Source organism: Streptomyces sp. E2N166 (assembly GCF_003671715.1).
Classification (GTDB): Bacteria; Actinomycetota; Actinomycetes; order Streptomycetales; family Streptomycetaceae; genus Streptomyces; species Streptomyces thinghirensis.
The window spans coordinates 1,515,209-1,526,541 of record NZ_RAIF01000006.1 but is presented as its reverse complement, the minus strand read 5'-3'; the positions used below and the strand labels follow the sequence as shown (position 1 = coordinate 1,526,541).

The window sequence follows — 11,333 nt, the reverse complement described above, 5'->3', positions numbered from 1 at the left end:
CGGGTCGGCCACCCCCTTTATAGTCCAGGTGACTATTAAGGGGGTGGCCGTCTGTGCACGGCTACGACAAGTACGCCTTCGAGCCCTTCGCCGTCACCGTCGACCTCGCCGTCCTCACGCTCCGCGCGGACGCGCTGCACGTGCTGCTCGTCGAGCGGGGGCAGGAGCCGTACGCCGGCCGCTGGGCCCTGCCCGGCGGTTTTCTGCTGCCGGACGAGTCGGCGGAGGCGGCGGCCCGCCGGGAGCTGGCCGAGGAGACCGGCCTGGCCGACGTGGGCGCGCTGCACCTGGAGCAGCTGCGCACCTACAGCGAGCCCGGCCGCGACCCCCGGATGCGGGTCGTGTCGGTGGCGTTCGCCGCCCTGCTGCCCGACCCTCCCGAACCGCACGGCGGCGGTGACGCGGACGAGGCCCGCTGGGTGCCGTACGCGGAGGCCCGCGACCTCGCCTTCGACCACGACCGGATCCTGGCCGACGCCCGGGAACGCGTCGGCGCCAAGCTGGAGTACACCTGTCTGGCCACCGCCTTCTGCCTGGCCGAGTTCACGCTCGGCGAGTTGCAGCAGGTCTACGAGAGGGTGTGGGGCACGGCCCTGGACCGGCCCAACTTCCGCCGCAAGGTCCTCGCCACCCCGGGCCTCGTCGAACCCGTCCCGGGCGCCGCCCGCCTCACCGGCGGCCGTGGCAAGCCGGCCGCGCTGTACCGCGCAGGCCCGGCCACCACGCTGCACCCGCCCCTGCTCCGCACCCCTCGGGAAGGACGCCCCGCATGACCACGACCACCGTCACCAAGCGCGCCGCCACGGGGGCCCTCACCGGCCTCGCCCTCGGGGACGCGCTCGGCTTCCCGACCGAGTTCAACGACGTCCCGTCGATCCTCGCCAAGTGCGGCCCCTGGCGGGAGATGGCACTGCCCCGGCCCGCGATCGTCACCGACGACACCCAGATGACGCTGGCGCTGGGGAAGGGGCTGCGGACGGCCATGGACCGTGGGCTGCTCGGCCCCAAGCGCATGGAACGGCCGGTGCGCGAGGAGTTCGTCGACTGGTACCAGTCGCCCGAGAACAACCGGGCCCCCGGCCGGACGTGCATGGTGGCGTGCGATCTCCTGAAAACCCCGGACCGTCCCTGGCAGGACGCCAGCCAGGTCCACTCCAAGGGCTGCGGCGCCAACATGCGCGTCGCGCCCGTCGGGCTCGTCCCCGGTCTGAGTGACGAACAGCGCTCGGGCGCCGCCCAGTTGCAGTCCGCGCTCACCCACGGGCACCCCACCGCGCTCGCCGCGTCCGACCTCACCGCGCACGCCGTGCGACTGCTCGCCGAGGGAGCCGAGCCGACCGGACTGGTCGGGCTGCTGCGCTCGTACGCCTACGACAACCGCACCCGCTACCACGAGCGCTGGCTCGGCGACCTGTGGACCCGCGCCCAGGACCCCACGCCCGAACACTTCATCGCCCGCGGCTGGGACGAGTGCCTGGCGGTACTCGACCGGCTCCAGCAGGCGGTGCGCACCGTGTCGCCGGAGACCGATCCCTGCCTGGTGGTCGGCGAGGGCTGGATCGCCGAGGAGGCGATGGCGGCCGGGCTGCTCTGCTTCCTCCTCTTCGTCGACGAGCCGCTGACCGCCCTGCGCCGCGGCGCCTGCACCGCCGGCGACTCCGACTCCATCGCCTGCCTCGCGGGTGCCTTCGCGGGCGCTCACCTGGGCGCCGACGCCTGGCCCGCCGAGTGGACCGACCGCATCGAGTACCGGGGTGACCTGCTGGCCCTCGGAGCGCTCTGGGACGCTTGAGCACATGATCGACGCCCTGGACGTCGTCCCGGCAGCTGCACGCACCGGACCCGCTCACCAGCGCGATGAGGCGCCGTTGCCCTCCTGCGGCCTGATCCGGACGACAGACCCTGCCCCGGTGGTGGCCGAGCAGCACCTCCCGGTGCTGTTCGCCACCGTCTCCGGCGCCTACCTCTCGGGGAGGTCGACGCCGCCCCGGACCACCTGCCGGAGCTGATCGCCGCCAAGGCGGAGCGTGAGCACGGGGACGCCGGCGTCGATCACACGCGCGTGCGCGCCGACGTGGAGCGGCTGCACGGCGTACTGGACGAGGCGCAGGCGGCGTCAGCGCTGCCCGGCGCCCCCACCGCGTACGACGCCCTGCGCGACTTCGTCGTACGGATCCGGCTGGACCGCCCGGAGGGCTGAGGCGCGGCGCGTGCGGACGAGGAAGTCCTCGACGCGGCGCCGGTCCGGCTCCTCGGGCAGCGGACTGTGCCGGGCGGCCTCCTCGCCCTCCTCGGCCAGGCGGGCCATCCGGGACTCGACCTCCGGCCAGGGCACCTCGCCGCGCTTCACGGCGAGCAGCGACTCGCGCCGGTCGCCGACGTCGATGGTGAGCGTGCCCGTGCGAAGCAGGTCGCGGGCGGACATCAGCAGCCGCAGCAGGTGCATCGCGTGCTTCCAGCGCGGGGCGCCGTGCGTGCGCACGTCGGCGTCCAGCTTGCGGTGCTGGCCGTGCGCGTAGCGGGTGAACGTCTCGAAGGCCCGGCGGGAGAGGAACGCCTCGCGCAGGGCGAGCAGTTCGCGGCCCGTGTCGTCCACGGACTCCACGAGCGGGGAGTGCAGGCACTCCAGGATGTTCGGGTTGGCGCGCAGGGCCAGCTCGCAGAAGCGCTCCAGCTCCCAGCTGAACTGCTCCTGCGCGGGACCCTCCACGTGCGTCGGCGGCTTCCCGAAGCGCCAGAACAGCTCGGTCGGAGCGAGGAACACGCCCCGGCGGTCGGTGTCGCTGTCCTCCGTCGCCAGACCGAAGGCGCGCGAACCCATGACACAGGCGTAAACGGTGTGGTCGCGTACCAGGGTCTCGGGTTCCATGCCCGGAGCGTACGCGGGCGGCTCACGCCAGCCGGACCGAGTTTCCGTCCACCGCGATCCGCTCCTCGGGCAGCGGCTCGGTCGCCGGCCCCCGCTCCACCGCGCCGTCGGTGATGCTGAACCTGCTGCCGTGGCAGGCGCAGTCGATGGAGCCGTCCCGCACGTCCGACACGAGGCAGTTCTGGTGGGTGCAGACCGCCGAGAAGGCCTTGAACTCGCCCTGTTCCGGCTGGGTCACCACGACCTTCTGGTCCGCGAAGATCTTGCCGCCGCCGACCGGGATGTCGCTCGTCGAAGCCAGTTCCCGGCCGGGCGAGGCGGCCGAGGCGTCGCCGTCCCCGCCTCCGCCGCCGCAGCCCAGGGAGAGCGCGGCGGCGCCCGTGGAGAGGAGGACCGTACGGCGGGTCGGGGTGTGGGTCATGTCGCAGCTCCGGGGAAGGGGAGGTTCCGGCCGGGGCCAGCGTCTCAGGAGACGGGCGCCCCGGGCCCGTACGCGGCGGGCTGACTAGGCTGGACGGACCAACAACCGATACGCACGTCAGCAAGGAGCATCGCCGTGGCGGTACGAGCGGTCCGGGGCGCCGTCCAACTGGAGCGGGACGAGGCCGGGCACATGGACGAGCAGGTCGCGGCGCTGCTGACCGCCGTCCTGGAGCGCAACGACCTGACCGGCGATGACCTGATCAGCATCTGGTTCACGGCGACGCCCGACCTGCACAGCGACTTCCCGGCCGCCGCCGCCCGCAAGCTCGGCATCACCGACGTGCCGCTGATCTGCGCCCAGGAACTGGACATCGAGGGCGCCATGCCCCGCGTCGTCCGGGTCCTCGCCCACATCGAGTCCGACCGGCCGCGTGCCGAGATCGCCCACGTCTACCTCGGCGCCGCCGCGGCCCTGCGCAAGGACATCGCCCAGTGAGAACCGCACTCGTCATCGGCACCGGCCTCATCGGTACCTCCGCCGCCCTCGCCCTGACCCAGCGGGGCGTCACCGTCCACCTGGCCGACCGCGACCCGGAGCAGGTCCGTACGGCCGCCGCACTGGGAGCCGGCACCGACGAGGCCCCGGACGGGCCGGTCGACCTCGCGGTCGTCGCCGCCCCGCCGGCCCTGGTGGCCGACGTGCTCGCCGACACCATGGGGCGCGGTGCCGCCCGCGGGTACATCGACGTGGCCAGCGTCAAGGGCGGCCCCCGGCGCGAGCTGGAGGCGCGGGGGATCGACCTGACGGCGTACATCGGCACGCACCCCATGTCCGGCCGCGAGAAGTCCGGGCCGCTGGCCGCCACCGGTGACCTCTTCGAAGGCCGCCCCTGGGTGCTGACCCCGACCCGGGACACCGACACCGAGGTGCTGAACCTCGCCCTGGAGCTGGTCTCGCACTGCCGCGCGGTGCCCGTGGTGATGGACGCGGACGCCCACGACCGCGCCGTGGCGCTCGTCTCGCACATGCCCCACCTGGTCTCCAGCATGGTCGCCGCCCGCCTGGAGCACGCCGAGGAGGCCGCCGTACGGCTGTGCGGACAGGGCATCCGCGACGTGACCCGGATCGCCGCCTCCGACCCCCGGATGTGGATCGACATCCTCTCCGCCAACCCCGGGCCGGTCGCCGACCTGCTCACCGACGTCGCCGCCGACCTGGAGGAGACGGTGCGGGCCCTGCGCGCGCTTCAGTCCTCCGACGAGGACAAGCGCCGCGAGGGCGGCACCGGCATCGCGGAGGTGCTGCGGCGGGGCAACGCCGGACAGGTACGGGTGCCGGGCAAGCACGGCAGCGCACCCCGCGTCTACGAGACCGTCGCGGTCCTCATCGACGACCAGCCCGGCCAGCTGGCCCGCATCTTCGCGGACGCGGGACGGGCCGGGGTCAACATCGAGGACGTACGGATCGAGCACGCGACGGGACAGCAGGCCGGCCTCATGCAGCTCATGGTCGAGCCGAAGGCCGCTCCGGTGCTGACGGCTGCCCTCAAGGAGCGGGGCTGGGCGATCCGGCAGTGATCCCCGGGGCCCGCGGGTGGTCCCCGGGTCCCGCCGCCGATCCCCGGGTTCCGGGCGGCTGTCGGGCGGGTCCCGGAGAGCCAGTAACCTTGTGCGGGACGCCTTCGCGTCCCGCACACCACCCACCGCACCGCACCAGGAAGGTGTCCCCTCGTGGAAAACGGCGCCGCCCCGACCGTCCCGGCCGTGATTGTCGCCATCGACGGCCCCTCCGGCACGGGCAAGTCGAGCACGTCGAAGGCCGTCGCCGCACAGCTCGGCCTGAGCTACCTGGACACCGGCGCCCAGTACCGGGCGATCACGTGGTGGATGGTCAACAACGGCATCGACACCGACGACCCGCACGCCATCGCCGCGGCGGCCGGAAAGCCCGAGATCCTCTCCGGCACCGACCCGGCGGGCCCCACCATCACGGTGGACGGCGTGGACGTGGCCGGCCCGATCCGCACCCAGGAGGTCACCTCCAAGGTCAGCGCGGTCAGCGCCGTCCCCGAGGTGCGGACCCGGATCACCGAGCTGCAGCGCACCATCGCCGCCGCCGCGCCGCTCGGCATCGTGGTCGAGGGCCGGGACATCGGGACGACCGTGCTGCCGGACGCCGACCTGAAGATCTTCCTCACCGCCTCGGCGGAGGCCCGCGCCGCCCGCCGGAGCGGCGAGCTGAAGGGCGCCGACGTCAACGTCACCCGCGAGGCCCTGATCAAGCGGGACGCGGCCGACTCCAGCCGTAAGACGTCGCCGCTGGCCAAGGCGGACGACGCGGTCGAGGTGGACACCACCGAGCTCACCCTCGCGCAGGTCATCGAGTGCGTTGTCACCCTCGTCGAGGAGAAGCGGGCGGGGAAGTGACCGCACCCTCCACCCCGCCCGTACCCTCCGAGAAGGGTGCCGAGATCGGGCGGCGCATCGGCGTCGGCCTGATGTACGGGCTGTTCCGGCCGCGCGTGCTCGGCGCCTGGCGGGTGCCCGCGACCGGCCCGGTGATCTACGCCGTCAACCACTCGCACAACGTCGACGGCCCGATGGTCATGGGCGTGGCACCCCGGCCGACGCACTTCCTGATCAAGAAGGAAGCGTTCATCGGTCCGCTGGACCCCTTCCTGCTCGGCATCGGCCAGCTGAAGGTGGACCGCACGACCGCCGACCGCACCGCCATCACCCAGGCGCTGGGCGTCCTGGAGAACGGCGGCGTGCTGGGCATATTCCCGGAGGGCACCCGGGGCGAGGGCGACTTCGCCGCGCTGCGCGCCGGGCTCGCGTACTTCGCGGTCCGCAGCGGAGCCCCGATCGTCCCGGTCGCGGTGCTGGGAAGTTCCGGCCGGCCCGGACGGTTGATAAAGGCGCTGCCGCCGCTGCGCTCCCGCATCGACGTCGTCTTCGGCGACCCCTTCGACGCGGGCGACGGCAGCGGACGGCGGACCCGCAAGGCGCTGGACGAGGCGACCGAACGCATCCAGAAGCAGCTCACCGCGCACCTGGAAAACGCCAGGCGCCTCACCGGGCGCTAGGCGACACTGAGTAGTGGCCCGCCCGGCGAAACAGGGTGCGCCACGATCACCACGATGAACGAGGTACGGACTTCATGAACGACCACATCCACTCCGAGGGCTCGGGCGAGGAGCACGACCACGGGGCGCTTGGCGACGCCGAATTCGAGGCGTTCATGGAGCTCGCCGCGGAAGAGGGCTTCGACGCCGAGGAGGTCGAGGGCGCGATCGAGCAGGCCGGGCACGGCCCGCTGCCCGTCCTCGCCGTCGTCGGCCGCCCCAACGTCGGCAAGTCGACCCTGGTGAACCGGATCATCGGCCGCCGCGAGGCCGTCGTCGAGGACAAGCCCGGCGTCACCCGCGACCGCGTCACCTACGAGGCCGAATGGGCCGGCCGCCGCTTCAAGGTCGTCGACACCGGCGGCTGGGAGCAGGACGTCCTCGGCATCGACGCCTCCGTGGCCGCGCAGGCCGAGTACGCGATCGAGGCCGCCGACGCGGTCGTCTTCGTCGTGGACGCCAAGGTCGGGGCCACCGACACCGACGAGGCGGTCGTACGGCTGTTGCGCAAGGCCGGCAAGCCCGTCGTGCTGTGCGCCAACAAGGTCGACGGCCCGAGCGGCGAGGCCGACGCCGCCTACCTGTGGTCGCTGGGGCTGGGGGAGCCCCAGCCGGTCTCCGCGCTGCACGGCCGCGGCACCGGCGACATGCTGGACAAGGTCCTGGAGGCCCTGCCCGAGGCCCCGGCCCAGACCTTCGGCACCGCCGTCGGCGGCCCGCGCCGCATCGCCCTGATCGGCCGGCCCAACGTCGGCAAGTCCTCGCTGCTGAACAAGGTGGCGGGCGAGGACCGGGTAGTCGTCAACGAGATGGCCGGCACCACCCGCGACCCGGTCGACGAGCTGATCGAACTGGGCGGCGTCACCTGGAAGTTCGTCGACACGGCGGGCATCCGCAAGCGCGTCCACCTCCAGCAGGGCGCCGACTACTACGCCTCGCTGCGCACCGCCGCCGCCGTCGAGAAGGCGGAGGTCGCCGTCATCCTCATCGACGCCTCCGAGTCGATCTCGGTCCAGGACCAGCGGATCGTCACCATGGCCGTCGAGGCGGGACGCGCGATCGTCGTCGCCTTCAACAAGTGGGACACCCTCGACGAGGAGCGCCGCTACTACCTGGAGCGGGAGATCGAGACCGAGCTCGGCCAGGTGGCGTGGGCGCCGCGGGTCAACGTCTCGGCGCAGACCGGCCGGCACATGGAGAAGCTGGTCCCCGCGATCGAGACGGCCCTGGCCGGCTGGGAGACCCGCGTCCCGACAGGCCGGCTGAACGCCTTCCTCGGTGAGCTGGTCGCCGCCCACCCGCACCCGGTGCGAGGCGGCAAGCAGCCCCGCATCCTGTTCGGTACGCAGGCGGGCACCAAGCCCCCGCGGTTCGTGCTCTTCGCCTCCGGCTTCATCGAGGCGGGCTACCGGCGCTTCATCGAGCGCCGGCTGCGCGAGGAGTTCAGCTTCGAGGGGACGCCGATCCACATCTCGGTGCGGGTGCGCGAGAAGCGCGGTGCGAAGAAGAAGTAGCGGCACCGGCTGAGACAGCCATGAGAGCGACGAGAGAGGGCGACCCCGGCCGGGGTCGCCCTCTCTCGTCGCTCTCATGGCTCAGGTGGCCGTCAGGCACCTCTGCGCGGAGCCGGTGGCAGCGCGGCCGGGACGTGGTGCGTGCCGACGCGCTGCCACATCGACTGCTGGCCGACGCGGGCGCTGTGGGCCCCCGCGCTGTAGGCGCTGTACGTGCCCCTGCTGCGCGGGATGCTCCGGAAGGACGTGAACCCCAGCTCCTCCTCGCCGCTGCGATCCCCGGGCAGTGATCGGAAGGACCTGACGTACTCGGCGTAGAGCTCGTCGTAGATCGGCGTGGCCGAGGGGCCGCCCTGGCGGTGGAAGGCGTCGTATGCGTACACGTATGTCCAAACGACCTTGCACTGGAAGAGATGCGGCCCAGGCTGTGGGCGTCCGTCGCCCGCACGGAGGACGCTCAGGTTCCCGCCAGCGGCAGCGCCGCCGCGACCAGCTGCCCGTTCGCCGCCGCCTTGTCCAGCGCGTCCCGCAGCAGGTCCTCGCGCGGCTGCCGTCCGATCGTCCCGACGGGTGCCGCGAACATCAGCACCTGCTGGTGCTTGTTGGCCGCCGTGCGCCAGCCCTCGGTGACCTGGAGGGGCTGGTGTGCCTGCCACCAGGCCACCGGCCGGCCGCCGTTCGTTCCCGGCTGGAGCACCGCGTGCAGCTGGCCCATCGCGAGCAGTACCGACCAGCCGTGCAGCACGGCCGGCGTGGTGGACAGCTCGGTGACCGGCATGAAGCCCTGTTCGATGAGCAGCGGCAGGAAGTCGTCGCCGGCGCCGGACGTGCCGGGCCGCGCGATGGGGGCGGTCGGCTCCACCACGAGGGCCGGGTGCAGCTCCCCGGCGATCAGGATCAGCCCGCTGGTGACGCCGAGCACGGCCTGCTCGGACGTGGCCTTCTCGGGTGCGGCCTGCTCGGGCGCGGGGCGGGCGTTGTCGGCGTGGATGGACTTCACGGCGCCCTGGAGCTGCTCCTCGGTGACCTTCACGACCTGTGAGGGAAGACAGCCGGCGTGGGCGAAGGCGAGGACGGCGGTCTCGTCCCCGATGAAGAGAACGGTGCTGGTGCGCTCCTGCTCGCAGTCGCCCGGGGTGCGGCAGGACGTGCAGTCGTAGCTGCCCGGGGCGGATTCCCCGGCGAGCAGGCGGTCGGCTTCTTCGTCGCCGATCTCGGCGCGTACGTCGTCGCTGACGTCGAGCATGCGCGGCACGGGTGGCTCCCTCGGGATGCGGTGCGTGACCGGACCGGGTGGCTCCCGGGCCGTGGTCCGGGCGGATCCCCGGCTCATGCAGATGACAACGGGCGATCCGTGGCGGGAGTCACGCCCCATGGCCAACCGAATCGAACCATCCGGCGCGCGCGGTCATCCGCCGGGCGGAACCGTCCACTCACCGGCAACTGGTCTGTGCGGCAAGGGCGTTGGCCCCGCGGGGTGAGGCGTGGATCGCCATGCGGATTGGTCGACAAATCAGGAAATCAGCGAATGAAGTGGGTGTCCGGAAATGGCTGATACCCGAGGTAATGGCGGACTGGCCTGGAGCGACGGGCCGGTCAGGAAGCGTACGGCGTCGCTCCGGCCGCGGCCCCGCTTCCGGCCGTGACCACATCGCAATCGGACACGGACAACCAGAAGGCGGGGTTCCGGGTCTAACCGGACGACGAGAAGCCCAGGGAGGAACCGCACCGCATGACGCCGCCGGCCCCACCGGCCGCCCCGCTGCGCGCCGACTGCATCGGCGACTCCGCGGGCGGTCTGACCTTCGACGTCGCCGCGCACGGGGAGACCGGGGCGGCCCTCCTCATACTGCGCCGCCGCGCCGACGACTCCGCCGACGGCCCCGACTCAGCCGACGGCCCCGACTCCGCCGTCTCCGCCGACGACACGGTCAGCCTGCCGCTGGCTCCGGCCGCCGAGGGCCGGCTGCGCGCCGCGCTGCCCAGCAGCGTGGCTCTGCCCGAGGGCCGCTGGGACGCCTACGCGCGCGTGTCCGCCGGTGAACCGCGGCGCCTGGTGCCCGGCGTCACCGACCTGCGCTCCCTCGCCGACCGCACCCCGGGCGGACTCCTCGGCCACGTCGCCGTCCGCATCCCGTACGCCACCCGGCAGGGCAACCTCACCGTCCGCAGCTGGCTGCGCGCCCCGCACGCGGAGGCGGGCGAGCTCGGCTTCGCGGACGGTGGGCTGACGGTACGCGGGCGGGTGTACGGCACGCGGCTCGCCCCCGGCGCCCACGCCGAGGTGCGGGCCCTGCCCGGCGCCGGCGAGGGCGCCGTACGCCGGCTGGACGTCGCGGCCGACCGGGCGGAGTTCGGCTTCACCGTGCCCTACGACACCCTCGCTCCGGGCGAGTGGGACCTGTGGCTGCGGCCCGCCGGCGAGCCCGGTCCGGTCGTACGCCTCGCGCGGCTGCTGGACGACGTCGCCGACAAGCACCCCGTCTTCATCTATCCACGCGCGCGTGTGGAGACGCCGCACGGCCCCGTGGCGGCCGGGCCGTACTACACCCGGGACAACGACCTGTCGCTGTCCGTCACCCGGTTGGAGTCCTGACGACCGCGGACAGTAGCTGTCCGCAACCGCCGTCGGACCACCGACAGTCGTTGTACCTGTGAGCGGGCGATGTGTTTCCTGTGCCGATGTCCGATCTCCGCAAGTCATCCGCAAGTCATCCGCAAGTCCGTTCGGGGGTGTCCGAACGTGAAAAGCGGGGGAGCGTCCGGGGCGCTTTGGCGGCCTTTTCCGTCCGCCTATTCGGTGGGGCGACGCGGCACGCGGCAATTCACCCGCAGGGTCCACGGAAGGCGTACGAAATCGTCCATCCGTGTGATGGAGTTCGATCAGAACAGGGCCCGTGATCCTGTGACAGAAATGTGACCGTAGGTGCATCCGTGGCCCGTGTTACCGGCCTGGGCTTCCCCGGCCGTGGAGCAGGGCATAGCGTGGCGGCATGGCACCGATTCCGACACCACCGGCCGAACCCCAGGACAGTCCGGACGCATACGTCGGCCTCGAATCCGGCGCGGCCGAACGGCTCGCGCGGGAGCGGGGCTGGTCGACGGTGCGGTCACTGGCGCCGGGGACGGTCATCACCATGGAGTACCGCGTGGGCCGCCTCAACTTCGAGGTGAAGGACGGCCGCGTGGCGCGGGCCTGGAAGGGCTGACGCGCGGGGGAGAGGCTGTGCGTACCGGCCCCCGCGCCGGATCAGCCGCCCGACACGGGGCGTGCGGCCGGGGCCGCTCCTCGCGGGTGGCGGTCGGCGTGCGGCGGCCTGCGGCTGCCGGCCGGGGTCACCGGCGTGCGGTCCGAGCGGGCCGTGTGCGGGCCCGGAGCGAGGTATGCCGGGGCCCGCACAC

The 11,333-nt window shown here is 72.9% G+C and carries 13 protein-coding genes and 1 pseudogene; 10 read left to right on the top strand and 4 right to left on the bottom strand.

The window, feature by feature from the left end; translation table 11 throughout:
- Positions 1–53 precede the first annotated feature (53 nt).
- The 3 genes and pseudogenes from EBH09_RS07425 to EBH09_RS07410 form a co-directional block, all read left to right on the top strand.
- The gene (locus tag EBH09_RS07425) at positions 54–773 is read left to right on the top strand and encodes an NUDIX domain-containing protein (protein ID WP_121746125.1); all 720 of its coding nucleotides are present in this window, start codon (positions 54–56) and stop codon (positions 771–773) included.
- Entirely contained in the window at positions 770–1,792 is a 1,023-nt protein-coding gene (locus EBH09_RS07420; protein WP_121746124.1) for an ADP-ribosylglycohydrolase family protein, read from the top strand. The genes EBH09_RS07425 and EBH09_RS07420 overlap by 4 nt, the downstream gene beginning before the upstream one ends.
- Before the next feature lie 177 nt (positions 1,793–1,969).
- Positions 1,970–2,200: pseudogene (locus EBH09_RS07410) on the top strand (nucleotidyltransferase domain-containing protein); the annotation flags it as partial.
- Here EBH09_RS07410 and EBH09_RS07405 read toward each other — a convergent pair.
- Together EBH09_RS07405 and EBH09_RS07400 are read right to left on the bottom strand one after the other, a co-directional pair.
- Entirely contained in the window at positions 2,117–2,869 is a 753-nt protein-coding gene (locus EBH09_RS07405; RefSeq protein ID WP_121746122.1) for a nucleotidyltransferase domain-containing protein, read from the bottom strand. The pseudogene EBH09_RS07410 and the gene EBH09_RS07405 overlap by 84 nt on opposite strands.
- A 22-nt stretch (positions 2,870–2,891) precedes the next feature.
- Positions 2,892–3,290, bottom strand: coding sequence for a Rieske (2Fe-2S) protein (locus tag EBH09_RS07400; protein ID WP_121746121.1), 399 nt, complete (start codon positions 3,288–3,290; stop codon positions 2,892–2,894).
- Between the two features lie 135 nt (positions 3,291–3,425).
- Between EBH09_RS07400 and aroH the strand changes: the two genes are divergently transcribed.
- The 5 genes from aroH (at position 3,426) to der (ending at position 7,931) form a co-directional block, all read left to right on the top strand.
- A complete protein-coding gene (gene aroH / locus EBH09_RS07395; RefSeq protein ID WP_121746120.1) occupies positions 3,426–3,788 on the top strand; it encodes a chorismate mutase in 363 nt (120 codons plus the stop codon).
- Positions 3,785–4,870, top strand: coding sequence for a prephenate dehydrogenase (locus EBH09_RS07390; protein WP_121746119.1), 1,086 nt, complete (start codon positions 3,785–3,787; stop codon positions 4,868–4,870). Before aroH ends, EBH09_RS07390 begins: the two co-directional genes overlap by 4 nt.
- A gap of 153 nt (positions 4,871–5,023) precedes the next feature.
- Positions 5,024–5,719, top strand: a complete 696-nt coding sequence (cmk, locus tag EBH09_RS07385) for a (d)CMP kinase (RefSeq protein ID WP_121746118.1) — start codon at positions 5,024–5,026, stop codon at positions 5,717–5,719.
- The gene (locus EBH09_RS07380) at positions 5,716–6,378 is read left to right on the top strand and encodes a lysophospholipid acyltransferase family protein (protein ID WP_121746117.1); all 663 of its coding nucleotides are present in this window, start codon (positions 5,716–5,718) and stop codon (positions 6,376–6,378) included. The genes cmk and EBH09_RS07380 overlap by 4 nt, the downstream gene beginning before the upstream one ends.
- 74 nt (positions 6,379–6,452) lie before the next feature.
- The gene (gene der / locus EBH09_RS07375) at positions 6,453–7,931 is read left to right on the top strand and encodes a ribosome biogenesis GTPase Der (protein ID WP_121746116.1); all 1,479 of its coding nucleotides are present in this window, start codon (positions 6,453–6,455) and stop codon (positions 7,929–7,931) included.
- 92 nt (positions 7,932–8,023) lie between these two features.
- Here der and EBH09_RS07370 read toward each other — a convergent pair whose 3' ends face one another.
- Positions 8,024–8,314 carry a hypothetical protein gene (locus tag EBH09_RS07370; protein WP_121746115.1) on the bottom strand — a complete coding sequence of 97 codons (291 nt, stop codon included), beginning with the start codon at positions 8,312–8,314 and terminating at the stop codon, positions 8,024–8,026.
- A 74-nt stretch (positions 8,315–8,388) separates the two neighbouring features.
- Positions 8,389–9,186, bottom strand: coding sequence for a hypothetical protein (locus EBH09_RS07365; RefSeq protein ID WP_121746114.1), 798 nt, complete (start codon positions 9,184–9,186; stop codon positions 8,389–8,391).
- Positions 9,187–9,663: 477 nt separating this feature from the next.
- On the opposite strand from EBH09_RS07365, the gene EBH09_RS07360 reads away from it, so the two are divergent.
- Both EBH09_RS07360 and EBH09_RS07355 read left to right on the top strand, forming a co-directional pair.
- Positions 9,664–10,527, top strand: a complete 864-nt coding sequence (locus EBH09_RS07360) for a hypothetical protein (RefSeq protein WP_121746113.1) — start codon at positions 9,664–9,666, stop codon at positions 10,525–10,527.
- A 397-nt stretch (positions 10,528–10,924) separates the two neighbouring features.
- Positions 10,925–11,140, top strand: coding sequence for an I78 family peptidase inhibitor (locus EBH09_RS07355; RefSeq protein ID WP_121746112.1), 216 nt, complete (start codon positions 10,925–10,927; stop codon positions 11,138–11,140).
- Positions 11,141–11,333 lie beyond the last annotated feature (193 nt).